Raw genomic sequence first — 25,664 nt, forward strand, 5'->3', positions numbered from 1 at the left:
TAACCCCTTACTGCGCCTGCACCCGCAGCTCAGCTGCGGAACGACTACGGTGACCCAACAGTGCTTTAACATCGCTGGACTTTGGTTTAACCAGCGCAAACTTCGCGGAGAAGGCCGGCCAGTTGGCGAGGATCTCTTCGCCGCGTTGCGAACCGGTAAGCTGTACGTGCTCGGTGATTAAACCGCGCAGGTGCTCTTCATGGATGGCCAGAGAATCAACGTCCAGCACTTCCACCAGCTCCGGGTTCACGCGTTTGCGGAAGTCGCCATCTTCATCCAGGACATAGGCAAAGCCGCCGGTCATCCCTGCGCCAAAGTTGACGCCGGTTTTTCCGAGCACGCAGACGATGCCGCCGGTCATATATTCGCAGCCGTTGTCGCCGATGCCTTCCACCACGGTGATGGCGCCGGAGTTACGCACGGCGAAACGCTCGCCCGCGCGGCCTGCGGCGTACAGACGACCACCGGTCGCGCCGTACAGGCAGGTGTTGCCGATAATACTGGCTTCATGGCTGCGGAACGCAGAGCCCACCGGCGGACGAATGGCCAGCAGACCGCCCGCCATGCCTTTCCCGACGTAGTCGTTGGCGTCGCCAGTCAGATGCAGTTCCACGCCGCCGGCGTTCCACACGCCGAAGCTCTGGCCCGCGGTGCCGCTAAAGTGAGCGACGATCGGGTCGCCCGCCAGTCCTTGGTCGCCATGGGTCTGGGCGATATACCCGGACAGCGAGGCCCCCACGGAGCGGTCGGTGTTACGAATATCAAACCAGAACGTCTTGCTCTGCTTTTCATCCACGTACGGTTTCGCCTGCTGCAGCAGCTGGGCGTTGAGCACGCCGTTATCGAACGGTGGGTTGTTCTCGGTGCAGTACAGCGCTTTGCCCGGATGCGGCTCTGCGGTCTCCAGCAGTTTACCCAGATCCAGTTTCTGCTGCTTGGCGGTGAACCCATCCAGCTCTTTGAGCAGATCGGTGCGGCCAATCAGATCCACCAGACGCTTGACGCCCAGCTGGGCCATCAGCTCGCGGGTCTCACGGGCGATAAATTCAAAGTAGTTGGTCACTTTGAACGGCAGACCGTGATAGTGATTCTTACGCAGTTTGTCATCCTGGGTCGCCACGCCGGTAGCGCAGTTGTTCAGGTGGCAAATACGCAGGTATTTACAGCCCAGCGCGACCATCGGGCCGGTACCGAAACCGAAGCTCTCCGCGCCGAGGATCGCCGCTTTGATGATATCAAGACCGGTTTTCAGGCCGCCATCCACCTGCAGACGGATCTTATGACGCAGACCGTTAGCGACCAGCGCCTGCTGGGTTTCCACCAGGCCGAGCTCCCACGGACAGCCGGCATATTTCACCGAAGAGAGCGGGCTCGCCCCGGTGCCGCCGTCGTAGCCGGCGATGGTGATCAGGTCGGCATAGGCTTTGGCCACGCCGGTGGCGATGGTGCCAACGCCCGGCTCAGAAACCAGTTTGACCGAAATCATCGCTTTCGGATTGACCTGCTTGAGGTCGAAAATCAGCTGCGCCAGATCCTCGATAGAGTAGATATCGTGGTGCGGCGGCGGGGAAATCAGCGTGACGCCCGGTACCGAATAGCGCAGTTTGGCGATGTACGGGGTGACTTTATCACCCGGCAGCTGGCCACCTTCACCCGGTTTCGCCCCCTGGGCGACTTTGATCTGGATGACGTCGGCATTGACCAGGTAGGCTGGCGTGACGCCGAAGCGGCCGGACGCGACCTGCTTGATGCGCGACACTTTATTAGTGCCGTAGCGCGCCGGGTCTTCACCGCCTTCACCGGAGTTGGAGAAGCCGCCGATGCTGTTCATCGCTTCCGCCAGCGACTCGTGCGCTTCCGGGCTCAGGGCGCCGATCGACATCGCCGCGGTATCGAAGCGTTTAAACAGCTCCTTCGCCGGCTCTACTTCGTCGATGCTGATGGCGTCTTCGCCTGGGTTGAGCGCCAGCAGGTCGCGCAGCGTGGCCGCTGGACGTTCGTTAACCAGTTTCGCGTATTGTTGATAATCGCTGTATTCGCCGCTCTGCACGGCCTGCTGCAGGGTGCGCACCACGTCCGGGTTGTAGGCATGATATTCGCCGCCGTGCACATATTTCAGCAAACCGCCCTGGGCCAGTGGCTTACGCGCCAGCCAGGCGCGTTTCGACAGATTCAGCAGATCCTGCTGGAAGTCGTCGAAGCTGGCGCCGCCGATGCGGCTGACCACGCCCTGGAAGCAGAGCTCGGAGACATCGCGATGCAGACCGACCGCTTCGAACAGCTTCGAGCAGCGGTAGGAGGCGATGGTCGAGATCCCCATCTTGGACATGATCTTATACAGACCTTTATTGATACCGTTGCGATAGTTCAGCATCACCGCACGGTACGGTTTATCGATGGCTTTGCTGTCGACCAGCTTCGCCAGCGTTTCGTAGGCGAGGTAGGGATAGATAGCCGTCGCCCCAAAGCCGAGCAGCACGGCGAAGTGGTGCGGATCGCGGGCGCTGGCGGTTTCAACGATGATGTTGGCATCGCAGCGCAGGCTTTTATCGACCAGACGGGTCTGGATCGCGCCAACGGCCATCGGCGCCGGTACCGGCAGACGGTCTTTGGCGATGTTGCGGTCAGAGAGCACCAGCAGCACGGTGCCGTCGCGCACCATTTGCTCCGCTTTATCGCACAGCGCTTTCACCGTCTCGCTGAGGGAGGCCTCTGCCGGGTTGAACGTGATATCGAGGACGTCGGCGCGATAGTGCTCTTCTTCCATCGTCGTCAGCTGTTTAAAATCGGAGTACAGCAGGATCGGCGATTTGAAGCTCAGACGATGCGCCTGGCCTTCCGCTTCGCAGAAGACGTTCATTTCACGGCCGATGCTGGTAGCCAGCGACATGACGTGCGCTTCGCGCAGCGGGTCGATCGGCGGGTTAGTCACCTGGGCGAACTGCTGACGGAAGTAATCGTAGATAATGCGCGGCTGGCTGGAGAGCACGGCGAAAGGCGTGTCATCGCCCATCGAACCGACTGCTTCCTGGCCATTTTCGCCGAGCACGCGCAGGACGGAGTCCAGCTCTTCCGCGCTGTAGTTAAACTGTTTCTGGTAGCTGGCGAGCGTGTCGTTATCCAGCTGGCGGCTGCCAACCTCTTCGTCCGGCAGATCTTCGAACGGCACCAGGCGACGAACGTTTTTCTCCATCCACTCTTTATACGGATGGCGGCTCTTCAGATCGTCATCGGTTTCCGCTGAGTGCAGAATGCGTCCGGCACGGGTATCGATAACCATCAGCTCGCCCGGGCCCACGCGGCCTTTCTCGACCACTTCGTCAGGCTGGTAATCCCAGATGCCGACTTCGGAGGCGCAGGTGATGAGCTTATCTTTGGTAATGACGTAGCGCGCCGGGCGCAGACCGTTACGGTCGAGGTTACAGGCCGCATAGCGGCCATCGGACATGACGATGCCCGCCGGGCCGTCCCACGGCTCCATATGCATGGAGTTAAAGTCGAAGAACGAACGCAGCTCCGGATCCATATCCGGGTTGTTCTGCCAGGCTGGCGGCACCAGCAGACGCATGGCGCGCACGATGTCCATCCCGCCGGCCAGCAGCAGCTCCAGCATGTTGTCCATGGAACTGGAGTCGGAGCCGGTTTCGTTAACGAACGGCGCGGCGTCGTGCAGGTCTGGGATCAGCGGGGTCTGGAACTTATAGGTACGGGCGCGGGCCCACTGGCGGTTGCCGGTAATGGTGTTAATTTCACCGTTGTGCGCCAGGTAGCGGAACGGCTGCGCCAACGGCCAGCGTGGTACGGTGTTGGTGGAGAAGCGCTGGTGGAACAGGCAGATAGCCGACTCCAGGCGCAGGTCCGCGAGGTCCAGGTAGAAGCGCGGCAAATCCGCCGGCATACACAGACCTTTATAGATGTTGACCAGATTGGACAAGCTACAAACGTAGAAATCTTTGTCTTCCTGCAGACGTTTTTCAATGCGACGACGCGCAATAAACAGACGGCGCTCCATATCGCGCGGGCGCCAGCCAGCCGGGGCGTTGACAAAGATTTGCTCAATACGGGGCAGCGAGGAGAGGGCGATTTCACCGAGCACGCCTTCGTTGGTCGGCACATCGCGCCAGCCGACAATCGACAGGGTCTCAAGCTGAAGTTCTTCTTCAACGATGCGGCGCGCCGCTTTAGCCAGCTCAGGATCTTTATTCAGGAACAGCATCCCAACGGCGTAGTTTTTGGCTAAACGCCAGCCGCGCTCTTCGGCAACGATGCGGAAGAAACGATCGGGTTTTTGCAGCAGCAGACCGCAACCGTCGCCGGTTTTACCATCGGCAAGGATTGCGCCACGGTGCTGCATGCGGGCCAGTGCGTGTATTGCGGTTCGCACTACCTTGTGGCTAGGTTCGCCTTCTATGTGGGCGATCAGGCCGAAACCACAGTTATCCCTCTCAAGGGATTTGTCGTACAACATATCAGTGAACCTCCCCAGGCTCTACGGACACCCTCCGATACCGATTGCGCACAGGCACAGAAAGAGCATGGCGACGGGGTTTACACCTCGCATTCGCCCTCTTTAAATCCTTTTCGCATCGGTACACAAGTTTGAGGACTTGCTGTTAAGAGGGAATCTCAATTACTGCATAAATATGATGAGCAGAGTGCTCATCCAGAAAGCTTCCAGCGGATTCCCAACTTATCGGGAATCCACACTTACGTCAAATGGCAATCTTATTAATACAAAAATGTGCTATACCCAAGTTAACTAATTGTTATTAAAGAAAATAATGGCAATTTTTATGCTTTGAATACGCCTGCTGGTGGTGCGGCTAGTGTGATCTGTCTCACTGTGCACGCGGCTTTGCATTACCAATATGCGCTGAAATATATTTCATTATTAGCATATTTGACTGCAATATTTTTAACTACTGGACATTAATACCGTTTTTTACCAGAAAGCAGATTAGGGCAATGCGAAGATAAAATATAAGGAAAACTCATCACCTGGTGGTTGAATGAAATTGCAGTAATCTTGATTGTTTATGCAATAGGGTTGGTCGCCGCGCTGACGATTGATCCAGGTCATCGCCGTCGGTGACGAAAAGTGGCAGGCTTGGCCCCCTTTGTTGAGGGCGGTCTATCAGATTATGCAGTTACAGAAATTAGTCAATATGTTTGGTGGGGATCTTATGCGTCGCTATGGCGAAAAGGTCCATAAGCTAACGCTGCACGGCGGTTTTAGCTGCCCAAACCGCGACGGCACGCTGGGCCGCGGCGGTTGTACTTTCTGTAACGTGGCATCGTTTGCCGATGAGGCGCAGCAGCATCGCTCTATCGCCGAACAGCTCGCTCATCAGGCGCAGCTCGTCAACCGGGCGAAGCGCTATCTGGCCTATTTTCAGGCCTACACCAGCACCTTCGCTGAAGTGCAGGTGCTCCGTTCAATGTATCGTCAGGCCGTCAGTGCCGCAAATATCGTTGGCCTGTGCGTCGGCACCCGCCCGGACTGCGTTCCGCAAGCGGTCCTTGACCTGCTGAGTGAATACCATCAGCAAGGGTATGAGGTATGGCTGGAGCTGGGGCTGCAAACTGCTCATGACAAGACCCTGCATCGCATTAACCGTGGACACGATTTCGCCTGTTATCAGCGTACCGCGCGCCTGGCGCGAGAGCGGGGGCTGAAAGTCTGTGCGCATCTGATCGTCGGTCTGCCCGGAGAGAGCCAGGGGCATTGTCTGCAGACGCTGGAGCAGGTAGTGGCGACCGGCGTGGATGGGATCAAATTGCATCCACTGCATATTGTGAAAGGCAGCATTATGGCCAAAGCGTGGCAGGCCGGGCGTCTCGATGGCATTGAGCTGGAGGCGTATACCGTCACCGCTGGAGAGATGATCCGCCATACGCCGCCGGAGGTGATCTACCACCGTATTTCCGCCAGCGCCCGTCGGCCCACGCTGTTGGCGCCGCTGTGGTGTGAAAATCGCTGGACCGGCATGGTTGAACTGGATCGTTATCTGAATCAGCAGGGCGCTCAGGGCTCGGCGCTGGGCCGTAGCTGGGTTGCTCCCCAGGCTGAGTGAGAAGTACGAGCGCGATGTCGGGAACAATGCCGGACATCGCGCTCCTGCCATTTATGCCTGGCTGGCTTTCATCGTCACACGCGGAGTTTTGATCACGAACAGCACCAGCAGGGCGCCAAGCGCGGCGATAGTGCCGGCGAGAACGAAAGCGCTGTCAAATTTACCAGTAGACTGCACGATATAGCCGGTAACAATCGGCCCCACGATGCCGGAGACGCTGCCGATAAGATGGATAAAGCCGCTGGCGCCGCCGACGCGGGATTTATGCACCACGTCCTGGATAATCGCCCAGTAGATCGCCCCGGTTACATAGAGGAAAAAGATGGAGACCGACATCAGCAGAACGGCAGGCACGACGCTGCTGACGGTACCCGCCAGTCCCACGCAGATAGCGGCCATCAGCAGGCATACCACCAGCACAATTTTGCGCGACAGCAGCAGGCGCCCGGTGAGTTTAAAAATTTTATCGGAAATATAGCCCCCAAGCGCCAGACCGACAAAGCCGACTATCCATGGGATCATAGTGGTAAGGCTCATCTGTTTAATATCCAGATGGTGCTGTTGTACCAGATAGGACGGGAACCAGCTGAGAAAGAAAAACAGAATATAGTTGTAGCAGAAGAAGGCAAAGGCCGTTACCAGAATAATTGGCTGTTTCAAATAATAACCCAGCGAGTGAGCTGTTTGATTTTCTATTGTTTCCAGCGCGACTTCTTCTTCTTTCATTTTATTAATCAGCTTAAGTTCTTCCTGGCTGACTTTTTTGTGCTTTTCGGGCGAATTAGCGGCAATGAAAAACCACGCTATCATCCATACAATACCGATAGCGAAAATAATCATAAAAGCCGGGCGCCAGCCGAATGCCAGGGCCAGGTAACCGACGATGGGGCCGGCGACCGCGCCGCCCAGCGGAGAGCCTGCGCTGAGAAAGCCGACGGCGGTAGCCGCTTGCTTTTTAGGAAACCAGCCGTTGATCATCTTGTTCGCCGATGCGCAGATCGGGCCTTCCGCCATCCCGAAAAGCACCCGCAGCACCAGCATGGAATAAAAGCCGGTGGCTACCGCGGTTAAGCCGCAAAACAGCGACCACAGACCGACCGCCAGGCCCATTACCAGCGTTGCGCCAAACTTATCCACGGCCAAACCGCCAATAAAATTAAATACCGCGTAGCCGAAGAAAAAGCTGCCGAAAATAATGCCGAATTGTTCAGCGTTAAGTGCAAGGTCCTTTTCAATCATCGGGACCGTAATGGATAATGCCACCCGGTCCAGATAATTTATCATATATACTAAAAATAATAACAGGACGATAATCCAGCGGATATTTTTTCCCATGATAACACCATGCTCATTATATTATTTATATCAGGCGCGGCGGATATGCAGATATCCGTCGGCCGTTATTCTATACGATGCCGGTTTAACCCAGCTGCAGCAGCACTTTGCAGCAGGTCTTACGGTCGTTAGCAAAAATCTCCATGGCCTCTTTCACCTGCTCCAGCGGCATACAATGGGTGATTAACGCCTCCGGACGAATAAGGCCTTTCTCCATCCAGTCGATGACCAGCGGAAAACGCCCGCTGTTCAGCCGGGAGGAGAAAATAGAAATTTCTTTACTGGTGATGCTTTGCTGAGTGAGGGTCGAGGCCTCGCCGGAGAAACCGAGTATACCGATGCGGGCGGCGGGGGAGGCGAGGAGAATGGCTTCCTGCAGGATCGCCGGGTGGCAGGCGGCATCAATGACCAGCGTGGGGGCAAGCTGCCGCTGCGCCAGCTGTTCCGCGAGCGGCTGGTCAGTGTTATCGAGCGTCAGATCGGCGCCGTTTTCCCGGGCCATCTGCAGACGTTCGGCAATGCGATCCACGACGATCACCTGCTTAACGCCATATACCCCCTTTAGCGCCTGAATGATCGTCAGCCCCATCGGGCCAGCGCCGTAAACCAGGGCAATATCTTGCGCCGTGGGCTGCAGCTGGGCGGTAATATTTGCCGCGATGGTAAAAGGCTCAACCATCGTTGCCTGACGGTCGCTGATAGCCTCGGGGATGCGCCAGGCATTTTTCGCCGGCACGCAGGCATAGTCGCTAAATCCCCCGTCGCGGTGAACTCCTATGACCTGGAGCTGCGTACAGACATTCGGCCTTCCTACCGAGCAAGGATAACAATGGCCGCAGCTGACAACGGGGTCCACCGCGACACGCTCGCCGATGCGTGCCGGAGATACCTGCTCGCCGACGGCGTCGATGATGCCATAGAATTCATGGCCGATGACGCGGGGATATTTCGCGAAAGGGTTGTGGCCGTGATAGATGTGTACATCGGAACCACAGATCCCGGCAAAAGCAATTTTCACCCGTACTTCATGGGCGCCCGGAACTGGAACCGGACGTGATTCAATGTTCAGTTGGCCTGGCTCTTTGACGACGACGCTTCTCATTTTGATTCCTTCCATTGTCTTTTTTCTGAACAAATTACGCTACTTTTATTACCATACAAGTATGCAAAAGATCATAATCAGGCCTGGATCACATTTGAGAAAGCTCGGCAGAAAAAGCCATGGCATGATTAATCTATTGAAATAAATTGAAAAAAATTATGAATGCGCCGACGCATTCGCCGCTTGCGAGCCGGTCGGCAGGAATGTGATCGCTATCACGACAGCCAACGCTCAATCATCTATGATTACTGGTATGGTAGTAGGGTAAATTAAACTAAGTTGAGCAGGTGAAGACAATGCAGATGACAATGCGCTGGTTTGGACCAGAGGAAGACAAGATTTCATTAGAACATATTCGCCAGGTGCCTGGCGTTGAGGGGGTGGTCGGCGCGCTCTACGACGTCGCGGTGGGCGAAGTATGGCCGGTGGATAAAATTGAGCGTCTGGTCGGTCAGGCCCATGCCGCAGGCCTGAAAATGGAGGTGATAGAGAGCGTCAACATCCATGACGACATCAAAATCGGCCTACCTACCCGTGAGCGCTATATTGCCAACTACCAGCAGACCATCCGCAACCTTGCCCGCTTTGGCGTTAAAGTCATCTGCTATAACTTCATGCCGGTTTTCGACTGGATGAAGACGGATATGAACTACGTCCTGCCGGATGGCTCGCTGACGATGGCGTTTGAGAAGAAAGATATCGATAAGCGGCTGGAAGACGTGGTGAAGGAGGTGCTTGAGAATTCAAACGGCTTCGCCTTGCCGGGCTGGGAGCCGGAACGGCTGGCGGAGGTGCAGACCCTGTTTGCCAAATATAGCGCGGTGGATGATCAGAAGCTGCGGGAGAACCTGGTTTATTTTCTGCAGGCGGTGATCCCGGTTTGCGAAGAGGTTGGGGTGAAAATGGCGATCCACCCGGACGACCCGCCGTACTCCATTTTTGGCCTGCCGCGGGTGGTCAAAAACCGCGACGATCTGGACTGGATCTGCCGGGCCGTCGATTCACCCGCCAACGGCATTACGCTCTGCACCGGCTCGATTGCCGAAGATCCTGATAATGACGTGTACGCCATCCTGGCCGAATTTACGCGGCGTAAGCGAATTCATTTTGCCCACGTCCGCAATATAAAGCTGATGCAGGATAAAGACTTTTACGAGTGCGCCCATCCGTCAGAGTACGGCTCCCTGGATATGTACAAAGTGATGCAAGCGCTGTATGACAACGGATTCGACGGCTATATTCGCCCGGATCATGGTCGCTTTATCTGGGGAGAGACCGGACGGCCGGGCTATGGCCTGTTCGACCGCGCCCTTGGCGTGACCTACCTGAAAGGACTCTGGGAGGCGTTAAGCAAGCGTTAATCCCTCTCCTGATCCCCCTCTTTTGCGGCTGGTTCGCCTCAGCGGCCGGCCGCCGTATCGACTCCTGCCCGCATTTTTTGCACAACTTACAGCGCATTGCTCAGAATTGAGTATTATTGTGCGGAGTTGTCGTGAAGGAATCCCCTATGAAGCAAATTCGTATGCTGGCGCAGTATTATGTCGACCTGATGATGAAGCTGGGTCTGGTCCGCTTTTCGATGCTGTTGGCTCTTGCGCTGGTGGTGCTGGCCATCGTGGTACAGATGGCGGTTACCATGGTGCTGCATGGCCAGGTTGAAAGTATCGACGTTATCCGCTCTATCTTCTTTGGCCTGCTGATCACGCCTTGGGCGGTCTACTTTCTCTCGGTGGTGGTGGAGCAGCTCGAAGAGTCCCGTCAGCGTCTTTCGCGGCTGGTGGACAAGCTGGAGGAGATGCGTGAGCGCGATCTAAAGCTGAACGTCCAACTGAAAGATAACATCGCGCAGTTGAATCAGGAGATTGGCGAACGTGAAAAAGCGGAAGCCGAGCGCGAGACCACCCTCGAGCAGTTGAAGATTGAGATGAAAGAGCGTGAAGAGACGCAGATCCAGCTCGAACAGCAATCCTCCTTTCTGCGCTCTTTCCTTGATGCTTCCCCGGACCTGGTCTTCTATCGCAATGAGGATAAGGAGTTTTCAGGCTGTAACCGGGCGATGGAGCTGCTGACCGGCAAAAGCGAGAAACAGCTGATCCACCTCAAACCGCAGGACGTCTATAGCGAAGAGGCGGCGGAAAAGGTACTGGAGACCGACGAGAAGGTGTTCCGCCATAATGTATCGCTGACCTATGAGCAGTGGCTGGACTATCCCGATGGCCGCAAAGCGTGCTTTGAAATCCGCAAGGTCCCCTACTACGATCGCGTCGGTAAGCGTCGCGGCCTGATGGGCTTCGGCCGCGATATCACCGAACGTAAACGCTATCAGGACGCTCTTGAGCGCGCCAGCCGGGATAAAACCACCTTTATTTCCACCATCAGTCATGAGCTGCGTACCCCGCTAAACGGGATCGTCGGGCTGAGCCGAATTTTGCTGGATACCGAACTGACCAGCGAGCAGGAAAAATACCTGAAAACTATCCATGTCTCGGCGGTGACGCTGGGGAATATCTTCAATGATATTATCGACATGGACAAAATGGAGCGCCGCAAGGTGCAGCTCGATAACCAGCCGGTGGACTTCACCAGCTTCCTTGCCGACCTTGAAAACCTATCCGGCTTGCAGGCACAGCAGAAGGGGCTGCGCTTTGTGCTGGAGCCGAGCCTGCCGCTGCCGCATAAGGTAATCACGGATGGGACCCGCCTGCGGCAGATCCTGTGGAATCTTATCAGTAACGCCGTGAAGTTTACCCCGCAGGGCGGAGGGGTGAACGTCCGCGTGCGCTATGACGAAGGCGATATCCTGCACTTCGAAGTGGAAGACTCCGGAATTGGTATTCCTGAAGCGGAACAGGACAAAATTTTCGCCATGTATTACCAGGTCAAAGACAGCCACGGCGGCAAACCGGCCACCGGAACCGGGATTGGTCTCGCCGTCTCGCGTCGCCTGGCGCGTAATATGGGCGGTGATATCAGCGTTACCAGCCAGCCGGGTAAAGGGGCGACCTTTACGCTTACCGTCCATGCGCCTGCCATTGCGGAAGAAGTGGAAGATACGCTGGCGGAAGACGACATGCCATTACCGGCGCTCAACGTGCTGCTGGTTGAGGACATTGAGCTCAACGTTATTGTGGCCCGTTCAGTGCTGGAAAAACTGGGTAACAGCGTTGATGTGGCGATGACCGGGAAAGCCGCGCTGGAGATGTTTGAGCCAGGCGAATATGACCTTGTGCTGTTGGATATTCAGTTACCGGATATGACCGGACTGGATATTTCCCGGGAACTGAAACAGCGCTTTGCCGCTGACGAGCTACCGCCGCTGGTCGCCCTGACCGCCAACGTGCTGAAGAATAAAAAAGAGTATCTCGACGCCGGGATGGACGATGTGTTAAGTAAGCCGCTATCGGTGCCAGCGCTAACGGCCATGATCAAGAAATTCTGGGATGCACCGGATGAGGAAGCGCAGGAAGCGCCGGCGGCCGATCTGCATAAAGCCGACGCGGTGCTGGATACCGATATGCTGGAGCAATATATCGAGCTGGTGGGACCGAAGCTTATCAACGATGGTCTCGCGGTGTTTGAGAAGATGATGCCGGGCTACATGTCCGTTCTGGAGTCTAATCTGACCGCCCGCGACCAAAAAGGGATTGTCGAAGAGGGGCATAAGATCAAAGGGGCGGCCGGTTCTATCGGACTGCGCCACATCCAGCAGCTGGGCCAGCAGATCCAGACTCCGGATCTGCCTGCCTGGTCTGATAATGTCGCTGAATGGGTTGAAGAGATGAAATCCGAGTGGCAAAACGATGTAGCGGTACTGAAGGCGTGGGTGGCGAAAGCCAGCAAAAAATGACCCCGGACAGACCGGGGTGCGCGAATACTGCGCCAACACCAGGGAACTGGTGGTTGAGCCAGTGTTGTTTGAGTGATGTTGTTACGTGGCGCAACCGAAGAAGTGGATTGCTCGCTCATTAAGATAGCAAAGCTTAACTAATTTGTTACATGAATCAGTAAAATATGTGAAGCATAGCGAGTTAATCGACATTTTTGACTGGTTTCAGCGAGTTGCATGGAGGAGCGAAAGCGATGAAAAAAATTGGTGTGGTACTGGGCGGCTGCGGCGTGTACGACGGCAGTGAAATCCATGAGGCGGTGATTACCCTGCTGGCGATCGCGCGCAACGGCGCGCAGGCAGTGTGCTTTGCGCCCGATAAACCGCAGCGCGATGTCATCAACCATCTGACCGGGGAGGCGATGCCAGAGCAGCGCAATGTGCTGGTGGAAGCAGCGCGTATCGCCCGCGGCGACATCCTGCCGCTGGTGCAGGCGCGTGCGGAGACGCTGGACGCGCTGATCGTCCCTGGCGGATTCGGCGCGGCGAAAAATCTAAGCAGCTTCGCCGCCGAGGGCAGCGAATGCCAGGTGGATCCCGATCTGCGGGCCCTGGCGCTGGCGATGCATCAGACCGGCAAGCCGCTGGGCTTTATGTGCATTGCCCCGGCGATGCTACCGAAGATCTTTGCGTTTCCGCTGCGGATAACCATTGGGACCGATCTTGATACCGCCGATGTGGTGGAAGAGATGGGGGCAGAGCACGTGCCTTGCCCGGTCGACGACATCGTGGTGGATGAAGACAACAAAGTGGTCACCACTCCGGCGTATATGCTGGCGGAGGACATTGCGCAAGCCGCCACCGGAATTGAGAAGCTGGTGGCCCGCGTGCTGGCGCTGAGCGCATGAGGCTCCGCGTTGCGCCCCTTGCGCTGCTAAAACGTCTGGCATTGCGTCTGCTGCTGATCGCCGCCGTTTTCTGGGGCGGGGGGATCGCGCTGTTTAGCGTGCTGCCGGTGCCGTTTTCGGCGGTGATGCTTGAGCGGCAGGTGAGCGCCTGGCTGTCCGGTGATTTCCATTATCTGGCGCATTCCGACTGGGTTGCCATGGATAAGATCTCCCCATGGATGGGGCTGGCGGTGATTGCCGCCGAAGATCAGAAGTTCCCGGAACACTGGGGGTTCGACGTGTCGGCGATTGAGAAAGCGCTGGCGCACAATGAACGTCACGAGACCCGCATCCGCGGCGCGTCAACGCTGTCGCAGCAGACGGCGAAAAACCTGTTTTTATGGGATGGCCGCAGCTGGCTGCGTAAGGGGCTGGAAGCCGGGCTGACTGTCGGGATCGAAACCGTGTGGAGTAAAAAGCGGATCCTGACCGTCTACCTGAATATTGCCGAGTTCGGCGATGGGATATTTGGTGTGGAAGCGGCCGCCCAGCGCTATTTTCATAAACCCGCCAGTCAGCTGACGCCGGGGGAAGCGGCTCTGCTGGCCGCGGTGCTGCCGAACCCGATCCGCTATCGCGCCGATGCGCCGTCAGGCTATGTGCGCAGTCGTCAGGCCTGGATCTTACGCCAGATGCGACAGCTGGGCGGGGAAGGGTTCATGCGCGAGCATAAGCTCTATTAGCGGGTTACTCCGGCGCCGGGGCTGGTACAGTCGCCAGTCGTCCGCCGCCGGGAAGCGTCACGTTTAGTCTTCGTCAAAGCCAGCGTTAAACAGGGCAATCACCGCGGCGAGGGCTTCAACTTCCTGCGGACCGCTGGCCTCCACCTCTATCTGTCGCCCTTTCGCCGAGTCCAGCATCAGCAGGGCAATCACGCTGTTGGCTTCCGCCTCCGTGCCTTCATCGTTGCGCAGCAGTACTTCGGCATCGAAATTCTGCATCAGTTCGAACAGCTTCATCGCCGGGCGGGCGTGCATGCCCAGCTTATTGGTGATTTCAACGGTCTGCTTTACGGTCATGATTTACGTTTTTCCAGCGTCCGATGACGAGACTGCACGTTCTTGCCGCGCGAGCGGAAGTAGTCAGCCAGTTGTTCAGCAATATAAACCGAACGATGTTTACCGCCGGTACAGCCAATGGCCACCGTCAGATAGCTGCGATTGTTGGTCTCCAGCATCGGTAACCATAGCTCAAGATAGCTTCGGGTCTGATAAATAAAGTTGTGCACTTCAGTGTGCCGATCGAGGAAGGCGGCCACTGGTTTATCCAGACCGGTCATTGGACGCAGTTTCGGATCCCAGTGCGGGTTGGGCAGAAAGCGCACGTCAAAGACGTAATCGGCATCGATCGGAATACCGTGCTTGAAGCCGAAGGATTCGAAGACCATCGTCAGTTCACGCTCGCGTTTACCCAGCAGTCGGGTACGCAGCATTTCCGCCAGCTCATGCACCGACATTTCCGACGTATCGACGATCAGATCGGCGCGGGAGCGCAGGGGCTCCAGCAGATCGCTCTCTTCGTCGATGGCGCTTTCCAGCGACAGATTCTTGCTGGAGAGCGGGTGCAGGCGACGGGTATCGCTGTACCGGCGGATCAGGGTATTGCGGTCGGCATCAAGGAACAGCAGCTGCGGAGAAAAACATTCCGGCAGATTCTGCATCGCCTGCTCGAAGATCTCCGGGGATTCCGGCATGTTACGCACGTCGATGCTGACGGCCGCGGAGATATTGCGGTCAGCCAGCGACCGCGCCAGGTCGGGCAGCAGCACGACCGGCAGGTTATCCACGCAGTAAAAGCCCATATCTTCCAGCGCTCGCAGAGCGACGGATTTCCCCGAGCCCGAGCGGCCGCTGACGATCATCAGTACCATGTACCGTTTCTCCTCAGTACGATAAAGGATAAGGTGCGACTGCCGTTATGCGTCATCGCTGCTTCCTGCTTCGGTGATGATCTCATACAACTCTTCATCGCTCTGCGCCGCGCGCAGGCGACGACAAATCGCTTTGTCCGCCAGCCGTTTGGCCACCAGGGAGAGCGTATGCAGGTGAGTTTTTGTCTGGTCGGCCGGCACCAGCAGCGCGAACAGCAGGTCGACAGGTTGATTGTCGATCGCGTCGAAGGCGATGGGGGTTTCCAGCTGGACAAAAACGCCGACAGCACGCAGCGTATCCTCTTCCAGTTTTCCGTGGGGAATGGCGATACCATTGCCGATCCCGGTACTGCCCATTTTTTCGCGGGTGAGGATCGCTTCGAACACCACCTGCGGCGGCAAACTTAACTGTTTGGCGGCCAGTTCGCTGATGATTTCCAGAGCACGCTTCTTGCTCTGGCAGTGCACCTGGCTACGGGTACATTCCTGGTTCAGGACGTTGCTCAGTTGTAGAGCCGAATCGTTGTTCATCATAATTTCACCTGAGCGCCCCCGCGCCCGTCGCCGATGATATCCAGCGGCGGGCGCAAGGGGGCCCGGACAATTAGTGTTGTTTTAGTTTATCTTTGTGCTTCGTTAACTGTCTTGCCAGCTTGTCGATAAGACCATCGACAGCCGCATACATATCCTGCCCTTCCGCACTGGCATGGATTTCGCCACCGTTGACATGCAGATTCGCGTCCGCAATTTGCGTCACTTTCTCTACTTTTAACACAATATAGACCTGATTGATCCGGTCGAAAAATTGCTCCAGCTTGCTGAACTTCGCCGTAACGAATTCGCGCATCGCAGGCGTAATTTCGACGTTGTGTCCTGTAATGTTGAGCTGCATAGTGTCTTCCTTATCGGTTATGTCAGACCAGTTGTTTACGCTGGTTTGACGGCGGGATGGATAAAGACTCTCTGTACTTCGCGACAGTGCGGCGCGCCACCATAATACCCTGCTCGGACAGCATGGAGGTGAGCTTACTGTCGCTCAACGGCTTCGCGGGGTTTTCCGCGGCGATGAGCTTCTTCACCAGCGCGCGAATCGCCGTCGACGAGGCTTCGCCTCCGCCTTCGGTATTCACATGGCTGGAGAAGAAATACTTCAGTTCAAAAATACCGCGCGGACTGTGCAGATATTTTTGCGTGGTGACACGGGAAATCGTCGATTCATGCATCTCGACGGCCTGGGCGATATCGGCCAGCACCATCGGCTTCATATACTCTTCACCCTGTTCGAAAAAAGCCTGCTGCTGCTCTACGATGCAGCGGCTGACGCGCAGCAGGGTATCGTTGCGGCTTTCCAGACTTTTAATCAGCCAGCGGGCTTCCTGCAGATTGCTGCGAATGAACTGGCCGTCGGCGTCATTGCGGGCGCTGTTGCCCATTGCCGCATACTGCTGATTTATTTTCAACCGTGGAATGCTGTCGGCGTTGAGCTCGACGGTCCAGCGGCCGCTCACCTTGCGCACCAGCACATCCGGGATGACATATTCCGGTTCGCTGGTCTGAATGGACTGGCCAGGGCGAGGATCCAGGGACTGGATCAGGTTGACCGCCTCTTTAAGCACCTCTTCTTTCAGGCGGGTGACTCGCATTAGAGTGCGGAAATCATGGTTGGCCAGCAGATCAAGATGGTCGCTGATAATCAGCCGCGCCTCTTCCAGCCACGGCGTCTCTTTAGCAAATTGCGACAGCTGGATCAGCAGGCAGTCGCGCAGATCTTTCGCTGCGACGCCAACCGGATCAAAACGCTGGATTCGCTTGAGGACCGCTTCCACCTCCTCCAGGCCGATCTCGTCATCGCCGATGCTGTCGACAATATCTTCAATCTGAATCGTGAGGTAGCCCGTATCGTCGACGGCGTCGACGATAGAGGTGGCAATAGCGCGGTCGGTGTCGGTGAAAGGCGTCAGCTCAACCTGCCACATCAGATAGTCCTGCAGCGTCTGGGTGGTCTCGCCTTGATAGACTGGAAGCTCGTCGTCCTGATAGTCGACGCCGTTACCCGACGGCGTGCCAGCGGTATAGATTTCATCCCAGCTGGCATCGAGAGGCAGTTCGTCGGGCATCTCTTTTTGCTCAAGCGCATCGACGGTATCGAGGGACTCGCGGTCCTCCACCTCTTTTGCCTCTACCTCGTCGTGAAGATCGGTTTGCTCAAGCAACGGGTTACTTTCCAGCGCTTGCTGGAGCTCTTGCTGGAGTTCTAACGTGGACAACTGCAGCAAACGAATTGCCTGCTGCAGCTGCGGCGTCATGGCAAGCTGTTGGCTAAGCCTTAATTGCAAACCTTGCTTCATGTTCAGGGTAAATATCTCCGGCTAAAACGTCTGTAACCTCTACCCTATCAGAGTCTGAAGTCTTCCCCAAGATACACGCGCTTAACCTGCTCATCTTCGAGGATCTGCTGCGGTGTACCATGAGCGATAAGGTGTCCCTGACTGACAATATACGCGCGTTCGCAGACCGCGAGGGTCTCACGGACGTTATGGTCGGTAATCAGAACGCCGAGACCGCTGTCGCGCAGGTGCTCAATGATGCGTTTAATATCGATAACGGAGATCGGATCCACGCCGGCAAAGGGTTCATCCAGAAGAATAAATTTCGGATTCGCCGCCAGCGCGCGGGCGATTTCGACGCGGCGGCGTTCACCACCGGAGAGCGCCTGACCGAGGCTGTCGCGCAGGTGCTCAATATGAAACTCTTCCATCAGCTCTTTAGCGCGATCTTCCCGTTGTTCGCTGGTTAGATCGTCACGGATCTGCAGGACCGCCATCAGGTTGTCATAGACGCTGAGGCGACGGAAAATCGACGCTTCCTGCGGCAGATAGCCGATGCCCCGTCGCGCGCGCGCGTGCAGCGGCAGCAGGCTGATGTCTTCGTCATCGATGATGATATTGCCTGCGTCGCGGGGCACAATCCCGACCACCATGTAGAAGGTGGTCGTTTTACCGGCGCCGTTCGGGCCGAGCAAGCCGACAATCTCGCCCGAGTTAACGGTGAGACTGACATCTTCCACCACGCGGCGGCCTTTATACGCTTTAGCGAGATTCTTCGCAGTTAAGGTTGCCATAACGGATTAGTTACTCTTCTTTTGCTGGTTGCCGCTTTTATCCTGCAGCTCGGACGGCACCAGAACGGTGGTGACGCGTCGACCTTTATCGCTGAAGGCCTGCATTTTTTGCTCTTTCACCAGATAGGTGATCTTGTCGCCCTTGATGTTGCTGTCGAGCTGTTCCAGATAAGCGTTGCCCGTCAGCACGACGTAATCGTTCTGCAGCTCGTAGCGCATTTTCGACGCCCGGCCTTTTACCGGCTTGCCGTTATCCTGCATCTGATAGAAAGTAGCCGGGTTACCGAAACCTTCGATCACCTCTTTGCCTTTCTCGTTGCCTGGACGGGTGACCACCACTTTATCAGCGTTAATCTTGATCGTCCCCTGGGTCACGACCACGTTACCGGTGAAGGTGACGACATTGCCCTGCATGTCCAGCGACTGCTGATCGGACTCGATATGGATCGGCTGATCGGTATCGCCCGTCTTGGCGAGGGCCGGCAGGCTGGCGGCCAGTAACGCGCCGGCGAGCGCAATCTTAAGGCTGAGTTTGTTTGTTCTGAATTTCATAAGAGGTTCTCACCTTTTCAATCAGCTCGGCATTTTTGCTGCGAAGGTTTCCACGCATTTTCAGGCCGCTGGAATTAAATGTGGTGCCGTATAACGTCACCATGTCATCGGAGGTAACGTCCTGCGTTACCAGATTTATCTGGGCGTTATCCGTCGTAATTTTGCGCAGTTGAGAATCTGGCGCGAGCGCATTCACCTCAACGTGCCCGTAAAGATAGAGCATCCGGTCATTCGTCAGCTTCGCTTTGTCTGCTCTGACCGACCAGGTAGGCACCTTGTTAGTATCAAAGGTGGTCATCACCGGTTTGGTAAACCAGGAGACCTCCTGATCGGAAAAATATTCCACGTGCTCGGCAATCAGCCGATAGCTCAGGGCGCCTTCCGGACTGTATACCACGGTGTCGGTATGTTCGCTTTTATACGTAGGGTCGTTAGGATTGACCTCCGGCTGGGCCGTGTCGTCCGTATTCGCCAGATTCAGGCCGATAAGGATCAGCGCGAGCAGCGACAGTAAAATGATAACCCAACGTCTGGTTTTACTCATATTGATTGCCCTTTGGCCTCATCCAACTTGCCCTGCGCCAATAGTAACAAATCGCAGACTTCGCGTACCGCGCCGCGTCCGCCGTTAATTCGCGTGACATAATTCGCCCGCGGTAGCAGCAGCGGATGCGCATCGGCGACGGCGACGCTAAGGCCCACTTCGGCCATCACCGGCCAGTCAATCAGATCGTCGCCGATGTAGGCGACTTCTTCCGGCCGCACGTGCAGTTTGTCCGTCAGATCGCGGAACGCCAGCAGCTTGTCCGACTGCCCCTGGTACAAATGCGTGATGCCCAGCGTCTGACAGCGATCTTCTACCAGTTTAGCTTTTCGCCCGGTAATAATCGCCACTTCAATACCCGAGGTCAGCGCGCAGCGGATACCATAGCCATCGCGGACGTTAAACGCTTTCAGCTCCTCGCCGTGATTACCCATATAGATAAGCCCGTCGGATAATACACCGTCGACATCAAGGATCAGTAGACGGATCTTCGCCGCGCGATCGACAAACGCCTGGCTTACCGGCCCGTAGCAGGTCGCTAACTGAGCATCAGCATTATTCATTATTTTTTCCTTACTTACACTACGCCCGCGCGCAGCAGATCGTGCATATGTACCACACCCAGCAGATGGTCGCCATCGGCAACCAGCACGCAGGTGATATGACGGGATTGCATCAGGTTTAACGCATCCACCGCCAGAGTGCCGGGGCGGATGCGGATACCTCCCCGGGTCATGACGTCGGCAATGCTGGCATCGCGCATATCAACGCCGGTATCGAAGACCCGGCGCAGGTCACCGTCGGTAAAAATACCGATGATGTTCATATCGTCATCGCAGATAGCGGTCATGCCTAAATTTTTACGCGTGATTTCCAGCAGCGCATCGCGCAGGGTCGCCTGCAGGCCGACGTGCGGGATTTCATCACCGGTATGCATAATATCATTGACCCGCAGCAACAGCTTACGGCCGAGTGCGCCGCCCGGATGCGACAGGGCGAAATCCTCAGCGGTAAAGCCGCGGGCTTCCAGCAGGGCGACGGCGAGGGCATCACCCATCACCAGCGCGGCGGTGGTGCTCGACGTGGGCGCCAGTCCTAACGGGCAGGCCTCCTTCGGCACTTTCACGCACAGATGGATATCCGCCGCGCGCGCCATGCTGCTCTCCGGCCGGCTGGTGATACAGATAAGCTTCACCTGCTGGCGCTTGAGGACCGGGATCAGCGCGAGGATTTCATTCGATTCGCCGGAGTTCGACAGCGCAATTACCACATCCTGCGGCGTGACCATACCTAAATCACCGTGCGCCGCTTCGCCGGGGTGGACAAAAAATGCCGAGGTGCCGGTACTGGCGAAGGTTGCCGCCATTTTGCGGCCGATGTGGCCGGATTTGCCCATCCCCATCACCACGACTTTCCCGCCGCAGCGGAAAATCGTTTCGCAGGCATGGGTAAAGTCTTCATTTATGTATTGATCGAGCTGGGCCAGACCTTCACGTTCAATTTCCAGCACCTGACGGCCTGCCTGTTGAAAGTCAAAATCCGTGGGCAAATCTATTTGCGACATGATGTTATCCCGAATCATTCAACGAAGAGCGGTGCTGTCCAAAACAGCATCGCCAACCAAACCACAAAGCCGCCGACCAGCAGCGCGCCAACCAGTCGTCCCGGCTGCTGCTGACGGCGCCAGCACAGCACTGCGAAGATCAGGCTGACCAGCAGCATCACGCCATAATCGCGAGTGAAGGCTTCGGTCGCAAAGCTCCCCGGCGCGATCAGCGCCGGTAAACCCAGCACCAGTGCGATATTAAGGATATTGGCGCCGATGATATTGCCGATGGCAATATCATCTTCCCCTTTCCGCGCCCCGGCGATGGCGGTGGCCAGCTCCGGCAGGCTGGTGCCTATCGCCACCACCGTCAGGCCGACGGTCAGTTCGCTGATGGCGAAATAGTTTGCCAGCACTGTACTGTTATCCACCACCATGCGGGTCGCCATCGGCATGACGATCATCGCTACCCCTAACCAGAGCAGGGCGACCGGCAGCGACCCTTCGCGTGGCAGCTCCGCCAGCTGTTCGCGGGTCAGGCTATCGCTTCCCTGGCGCTCCGCCAGGCGAGCGATTTTGATGGTGAACAGCAGCCACAGAAGCGCTAACGCCAGTAAAAATAGCCCGTCGAGACGGGTCAGTTGTCCATCGTAGAGCACCAGTCCCGCCAGCACGCTGACCAGCAACATTAGCGGTAATTCGCGGCGCAGAATATCAGAATGCACGGTAAATGGCCTGAGTAAGGCGGCGAGACCGAGGATCAATAAGATATTGGTGATATTAGATCCGAGCGCGGTGCCGACCGCCAGATCGGTCTGCCCGTGCAGCGAGGCCGCGGTGGCGACCATGATCTCAGGCAGGCTGGTGCCGATACTGACCACTGTCATGCCGATGATCAGCGGCGGGATCCCCAACATACGACACAGGATGGAGGCGGCATAGACCAGACGATCGGCACTGTAGACAACCAGCAATAAACCAATAATTAACAGAGCCGTCGCTAAGAGCATCTAAAGTCCTTTCTTCAGGTATAATCGTCGCCTCGCTGGGTTATCCCTACGCAGCGTAACGAATTCTTAATTTTGACTTTATGTGTGCCAAAAGTAAAACAAATGCCAGCTTTCGCTAACCTGTGCAGGTAAGATTCTGTAAAAATGTTGTGATTGTGGCGCAAGAAAGGGCCATGCTTGCCCGTCAGGTGTTTAGTAAGGATGATTTTATGAGCCAAACTCAGGCGAATTTAGTTGAAGTGCGCGGTATCCGCTTTTCACGCGGCGATCGTGTGATCTTCGACGACATCTCGCTGTCGGTGCCGCGCGGTAAAATTACTGCGATCATGGGACCTTCGGGGATCGGCAAGACTACCCTGTTACGCCTGATCGGCGGCCAGATCCCGCCGGACAGGGGAGAGATCCTGTTTGATGGCGAGAACGTGCCGCAGATGACGCGTTCGCGTCTTTATACGGTGCGTAAGCGGATGAGCATGCTGTTCCAGTCCGGCGCGCTGTTCACCGATCTCAATGTCTTTGACAACGTTGCCTATCCGCTGCGCGAACATACGCATTTGCCGCCTGCGCTGCTGCATACGACGGTGATGATGAAGCTGGAAGCGGTGGGGCTACGCGGTGCGGCGAAGTTAATGCCTTCTGAGCTTTCCGGTGGGATGGCGCGCCGCGCCGCCCTGGCGAGAGCCATTGCCCTGGAGCCGGATCTGATTATGTTCGACGAACCGTTCGTCGGGCAGGATCCCATCACTATGGGCGTGCTGGTGAAGCTGATTTCCGAACTCAACAGCACGCTGGGTGTCACTTGCATCGTGGTTTCGCACGATGTGCCCGAGGTGCTTAGTATTGCGGACTACGCGTATATCGTGGCGGATAAAAAGATTGTCGCCCACGGTAGCGCCCAGTCGCTACGGGAGAATACCGATCCTCGGGTTCGTCAGTTCATTGATGGTATTGCCGACGGTCCGGTGCCGTTCCGTTATCCTGCTGGCGACTATCACCATGATTTATTAGGCATAGGGAGTTGAGCGACTCATGCTGTTTAATGCGCTGGCCGCGCTAGGTCATCGCGGTATTAAAACCACCGCGACGTTTGGACGCGCCGGATTAATGCTATTCAACGCCGTTGTCGGCAAACCAGAGTTTCGCAAGCACGCGCCGCTGCTGGTTCGTCAACTCTATAACGTCGGCGTCCTGTCGATGCTGATTATCATTGTATCGGGCTTGTTTATCGGTATGGTGCTCGGGCTGCAGGGGTATCTGGTGTTAACCACCTACAGCGCAGAGACCAGTCTTGGCATGCTGGTGGCGCTGTCGCTGCTGCGTGAGCTGGGGCCGGTGGTCGCCGCGCTGCTGTTTGCCGGCCGCGCCGGGTCGGCGCTGACCGCCGAGATTGGCCTGATGCGGGCCACGGAACAGCTCTCCAGTATGGAGATGATGGCGGTGGATCCGCTGCGTCGCGTCATTTCCCCACGCTTCTGGGCCGGTGTCATTTCGCTGCCGCTGCTGACGATTATCTTCGTCGCGGTAGGGATCTGGGGCGGTGCGCTGGTGGGTGTGAGCTGGAAAGGCATTGACGGTGGTTTTTTCTGGACCGCGATGCAAAATGCCGTCGACTGGCGAATGGATCTGGTGAACTGCCTGATTAAGAGTCTGGTGTTCGCTATTACGGTAACCTGGATTGCGTTATTTAATGGTTATGACGCTATCCCCACTTCCGCCGGGATTAGCCGGGCGACAACGCGTACCGTGGTGCATGCGTCGCTGGCGGTTCTGGGGCTGGATTTTGTGCTGACTGCGCTGATGTTTGGGAATTGAGTTCATGCAAACGAAAAAAACTGAAATCTGGGTAGGGGTGTTCTTACTGGTGGCGCTGCTGGCGGCGCTGTTTGTCTGCCTGAAGGCGGCGAACGTCACCTCGCTACGCACCGAGCCGACTTATCGCCTTTATGCGACTTTCGATAACATCGGCGGCCTGAAGGCGCGTTCGCCGGTGCGCATCGGCGGCGTGGTAGTGGGGCGGGTAGCGGACATTACGCTCGATCCGAAAACCTATCTGCCACGCGTGGAGCTCGATATCGATGAGCGCTACAACCATATCCCGGATACCAGTTCGTTGGCGATCCGCACCTCTGGCCTGCTGGGCGAGCAGTACCTGGCGCTGAACGTCGGTTTTGAAGACCCGGACCTCGGGACGACTATCCTTAAAGACGGCGGCACTATCCAGGACACCAAGTCCGCCATGGTGCTGGAAGATCTGATTGGTCAGTTCCTTTATAACAGTAAGGGCGGCGACAATCAGAATTCTGGCAATGATAAGGCCGAGGCAGAAGGTCATACTGACGCGACGCCGGCAGCCGGCACGACGCATTAATTTCAGGAGAAATACGATATGTTTAAACGCTTACTCATGGTCGCCATGCTGGTGATTGCCCCGCTGACCGCCGTCCAGGCTGCAGATCAGTCCAATCCGTATAAGCTGATGAATGAAGCGGCGCAGAAAACCTTCGATCGCCTGAAGAATGAACAGCCGAAGATTAAAGCTAATCCTAACTATCTGCGCGACATCGTCGACCAGGAGTTATTGCCGTATGTACAGGTGAAATATGCCGGCGCGCTGGTGCTGGGCCGCTATTACAAAGAAGCGACCCCTGCGCAGCGTGAGGCCTATTTTGCCGCCTTCCGTGAATACCTGAAGCAGGCCTACGGTCAGGCGCTGGCGATGTACCATGGGCAGACTTACCAGATTGCTCCGGAGCAGCCGCTGGGCAGCGCAACCATCGTTCCGATCCGCGTCACTATCATCGACCCGAACGGTCGTCCGCCGGTACGTCTTGACTTCCAGTGGCGTAAAAATACCCAGACCGGCAACTGGCAGGCCTACGATATGATCGCGGAAGGGGTGAGCATGATCACCACCAAACAGAATGAGTGGAGCGATCTGCTGCGCACCAAGGGCGTTGATGGCCTGACCGCGCAGCTGAAAGCGATCTCTGCGCAGCCGATCACCCTGGAACAGAAAAAATAATGAGCGGGCAGCTGAGCTGGACTCGCGAGGGCGAGACGCTGGCGCTGCACGGGGAGCTGGATCAGGATCTGCTGGTCCCGCTCTGGGAGGCGCGCGCCCAGGCGACGGCGGGAACGGCGATCATCGATCTCAGTCAGACCACGCGCGTGGATACCGCGGGCCTGGCGCTGTTAGTGCATTTTGTGGCGCTGATTCGCCGTCAGGGCCGGGAAGCGCAGCTGGTCGGCAAGAGCGAAAACCTGCAAACGCTGATCGGTCTTTACAACCTGCCTGCCGATCTGATCTCATAATCTTTTCAGTGTCTTAGCACTGAAGCTATTCCGAAAGCCCTGGCAATCTTTTCGCCGGGGCTTTTTGCTTGTTTAAGACCGCGCCACTTTCCTCTAAGATGTTGGGCTGTTTTCACTATCAGATAAATTTGAGCCCATGGAAAATCATGAAATTCAGACCGTGCTGATGAACGCACTCCCCCTCCAGGAAGTCCACGTCTCTGGCGATGGCAGCCACTTTCAGGTTATTGCTGTGGGTGAGATGTTCGATGGCATGAGTCGGGTGAAAAAGCAGCAGAGCGTCTACGCGCCGCTGATGGAATATATTGCCGACAACCGCATCCATGCGCTGTCGATCAAGGCCTTTACTCCGCAGGAGTGGGCGCGAGACCGCAAACTCAATGGCTTCTAAGCTGTGGGGGATCCCCTGCAGCGTATGTGAATTT

At 56.6% G+C, this 25,664-nt stretch carries 25 protein-coding genes; 11 read left to right on the top strand and 14 right to left on the bottom strand.

The features are described 5' to 3' along the window. Window positions 1–7: 7 nt before the first annotated feature. Complete coding sequence (gene gltB, locus KHQ23_RS09310; RefSeq protein ID WP_032432296.1) at window positions 8–4,468, bottom strand: glutamate synthase large subunit; 4,461 nt, start codon at window positions 4,466–4,468, stop codon at window positions 8–10. Between the two features lie 673 nt (window positions 4,469–5,141). Here gltB and KHQ23_RS09315 point away from each other — a divergent pair. Further along, window positions 5,142–6,074 (top strand): TIGR01212 family radical SAM protein, encoded by a 933-nt coding sequence (locus KHQ23_RS09315; protein ID WP_002918455.1) that lies wholly within the window; start codon window positions 5,142–5,144, stop codon window positions 6,072–6,074. Between the two features lie 51 nt (window positions 6,075–6,125). Here the strand turns inward: KHQ23_RS09315 and KHQ23_RS09320 are convergent, their stop codons facing one another. Together KHQ23_RS09320 and KHQ23_RS09325 are read right to left on the bottom strand one after the other, a co-directional pair. Beyond that, complete coding sequence (locus KHQ23_RS09320; RefSeq protein WP_002918453.1) at window positions 6,126–7,409, bottom strand: MFS transporter; 1,284 nt, start codon at window positions 7,407–7,409, stop codon at window positions 6,126–6,128. A gap of 85 nt (window positions 7,410–7,494) precedes the next feature. Beyond that, on the bottom strand, window positions 7,495–8,511 hold the full coding sequence (locus tag KHQ23_RS09325; protein WP_002918451.1) for a Zn-dependent oxidoreductase: 1,017 nt from the start codon (window positions 8,509–8,511) through the stop codon (window positions 7,495–7,497). A gap of 296 nt (window positions 8,512–8,807) precedes the next feature. Between KHQ23_RS09325 and uxuA the strand changes: the two genes are divergently transcribed. The 4 genes from uxuA to mtgA all read left to right on the top strand — a co-directional run bounded on the left by uxuA (window position 8,808) and on the right by mtgA (window position 13,967). Next, the gene (gene uxuA / locus KHQ23_RS09330; protein WP_002918448.1) at window positions 8,808–9,872 is read left to right on the top strand and encodes a mannonate dehydratase; all 1,065 of its coding nucleotides are present in this window, start codon (window positions 8,808–8,810) and stop codon (window positions 9,870–9,872) included. A 146-nt stretch (window positions 9,873–10,018) separates the two neighbouring features. Next, a complete protein-coding gene (arcB, locus tag KHQ23_RS09335; RefSeq protein WP_002918444.1) occupies window positions 10,019–12,358 on the top strand; it encodes an aerobic respiration two-component sensor histidine kinase ArcB in 2,340 nt (779 codons plus the stop codon). 233 nt (window positions 12,359–12,591) lie between these two features. Then, window positions 12,592–13,245, top strand: coding sequence for an isoprenoid biosynthesis glyoxalase ElbB (gene elbB / locus KHQ23_RS09340; protein WP_004185856.1), 654 nt, complete (start codon window positions 12,592–12,594; stop codon window positions 13,243–13,245). Further along, window positions 13,242–13,967, top strand: a complete 726-nt coding sequence (gene mtgA / locus KHQ23_RS09345; protein ID WP_004174135.1) for a monofunctional biosynthetic peptidoglycan transglycosylase — start codon at window positions 13,242–13,244, stop codon at window positions 13,965–13,967. Before elbB ends, mtgA begins: the two co-directional genes overlap by 4 nt. Window positions 13,968–14,030: 63 nt before the next feature. Here mtgA and npr read toward each other — a convergent pair whose 3' ends face one another. From npr to KHQ23_RS09400, 11 genes are all read right to left on the bottom strand, one after another. Next, complete coding sequence (gene npr / locus KHQ23_RS09350; RefSeq protein WP_002918431.1) at window positions 14,031–14,303, bottom strand: PTS phosphocarrier protein NPr; 273 nt, start codon at window positions 14,301–14,303, stop codon at window positions 14,031–14,033. Then, entirely contained in the window at window positions 14,300–15,154 is an 855-nt protein-coding gene (rapZ, locus tag KHQ23_RS09355) for an RNase adapter RapZ (protein ID WP_002918428.1), read from the bottom strand. Before rapZ ends, npr begins: the two co-directional genes overlap by 4 nt. A gap of 45 nt (window positions 15,155–15,199) precedes the next feature. Beyond that, window positions 15,200–15,688, bottom strand: coding sequence for a PTS IIA-like nitrogen regulatory protein PtsN (ptsN, locus tag KHQ23_RS09360; protein ID WP_004144926.1), 489 nt, complete (start codon window positions 15,686–15,688; stop codon window positions 15,200–15,202). Between the two features lie 70 nt (window positions 15,689–15,758). Further along, window positions 15,759–16,046 (bottom strand): ribosome hibernation promoting factor, encoded by a 288-nt coding sequence (gene hpf, locus KHQ23_RS09365; RefSeq protein WP_002918423.1) that lies wholly within the window; start codon window positions 16,044–16,046, stop codon window positions 15,759–15,761. A gap of 22 nt (window positions 16,047–16,068) precedes the next feature. Then, window positions 16,069–17,502 (bottom strand): RNA polymerase factor sigma-54, encoded by a 1,434-nt coding sequence (gene rpoN, locus KHQ23_RS09370; protein WP_002918420.1) that lies wholly within the window; start codon window positions 17,500–17,502, stop codon window positions 16,069–16,071. Window positions 17,503–17,549: 47 nt separating this feature from the next. After that, window positions 17,550–18,275 carry an LPS export ABC transporter ATP-binding protein gene (gene lptB / locus KHQ23_RS09375; RefSeq protein WP_002918417.1) on the bottom strand — a complete coding sequence of 242 codons (726 nt, stop codon included), beginning with the start codon at window positions 18,273–18,275 and terminating at the stop codon, window positions 17,550–17,552. Window positions 18,276–18,281: 6 nt separating this feature from the next. After that, a complete protein-coding gene (gene lptA / locus KHQ23_RS09380; protein ID WP_002918415.1) occupies window positions 18,282–18,827 on the bottom strand; it encodes a lipopolysaccharide ABC transporter substrate-binding protein LptA in 546 nt (181 codons plus the stop codon). After that, window positions 18,796–19,371, bottom strand: coding sequence for an LPS export ABC transporter periplasmic protein LptC (lptC, locus tag KHQ23_RS09385; RefSeq protein ID WP_002918413.1), 576 nt, complete (start codon window positions 19,369–19,371; stop codon window positions 18,796–18,798). Before lptC ends, lptA begins: the two co-directional genes overlap by 32 nt. Further along, complete coding sequence (gene kdsC, locus KHQ23_RS09390) at window positions 19,368–19,934, bottom strand: 3-deoxy-manno-octulosonate-8-phosphatase KdsC (RefSeq protein WP_002918405.1); 567 nt, start codon at window positions 19,932–19,934, stop codon at window positions 19,368–19,370. The genes lptC and kdsC overlap by 4 nt, the downstream gene beginning before the upstream one ends. A 14-nt stretch (window positions 19,935–19,948) precedes the next feature. Then, entirely contained in the window at window positions 19,949–20,953 is a 1,005-nt protein-coding gene (gene kdsD / locus KHQ23_RS09395; protein WP_004144922.1) for an arabinose-5-phosphate isomerase KdsD, read from the bottom strand. Next, complete coding sequence (locus KHQ23_RS09400) at window positions 20,950–21,927, bottom strand: calcium/sodium antiporter (protein ID WP_002918397.1); 978 nt, start codon at window positions 21,925–21,927, stop codon at window positions 20,950–20,952. Before KHQ23_RS09400 ends, kdsD begins: the two co-directional genes overlap by 4 nt. A gap of 209 nt (window positions 21,928–22,136) precedes the next feature. On the opposite strand from KHQ23_RS09400, the gene mlaF reads away from it, so the two are divergent. The 6 genes from mlaF to ibaG all read left to right on the top strand — a co-directional run bounded on the left by mlaF (window position 22,137) and on the right by ibaG (window position 25,630). Continuing rightward, window positions 22,137–22,949 carry a phospholipid ABC transporter ATP-binding protein MlaF gene (gene mlaF, locus KHQ23_RS09405; protein ID WP_004150950.1) on the top strand — a complete coding sequence of 271 codons (813 nt, stop codon included), beginning with the start codon at window positions 22,137–22,139 and terminating at the stop codon, window positions 22,947–22,949. A gap of 7 nt (window positions 22,950–22,956) precedes the next feature. Next, window positions 22,957–23,739 carry a lipid asymmetry maintenance ABC transporter permease subunit MlaE gene (mlaE, locus tag KHQ23_RS09410; RefSeq protein WP_004150949.1) on the top strand — a complete coding sequence of 261 codons (783 nt, stop codon included), beginning with the start codon at window positions 22,957–22,959 and terminating at the stop codon, window positions 23,737–23,739. Between the two features lie 4 nt (window positions 23,740–23,743). Further along, on the top strand, window positions 23,744–24,295 hold the full coding sequence (mlaD, locus tag KHQ23_RS09415) for an outer membrane lipid asymmetry maintenance protein MlaD (RefSeq protein ID WP_002918387.1): 552 nt from the start codon (window positions 23,744–23,746) through the stop codon (window positions 24,293–24,295). Between the two features lie 18 nt (window positions 24,296–24,313). Then, the gene (gene mlaC, locus KHQ23_RS09420; RefSeq protein WP_002918386.1) at window positions 24,314–24,949 is read left to right on the top strand and encodes a phospholipid-binding protein MlaC; all 636 of its coding nucleotides are present in this window, start codon (window positions 24,314–24,316) and stop codon (window positions 24,947–24,949) included. Beyond that, window positions 24,949–25,239, top strand: a complete 291-nt coding sequence (gene mlaB, locus KHQ23_RS09425) for a lipid asymmetry maintenance protein MlaB (protein ID WP_004174142.1) — start codon at window positions 24,949–24,951, stop codon at window positions 25,237–25,239. The genes mlaC and mlaB overlap by 1 nt, the downstream gene beginning before the upstream one ends. Before the next feature lie 136 nt (window positions 25,240–25,375). Further along, a complete protein-coding gene (gene ibaG / locus KHQ23_RS09430) occupies window positions 25,376–25,630 on the top strand; it encodes a BolA family iron metabolism protein IbaG (RefSeq protein WP_004144910.1) in 255 nt (84 codons plus the stop codon). The last annotated feature ends 34 nt before the right edge of the window (window positions 25,631–25,664 follow it).

This window comes from Klebsiella sp. 64 (assembly GCF_018223915.1).
In the GTDB taxonomy this organism is placed as follows: Bacteria; Pseudomonadota; Gammaproteobacteria; order Enterobacterales; family Enterobacteriaceae; genus Klebsiella; species Klebsiella pneumoniae.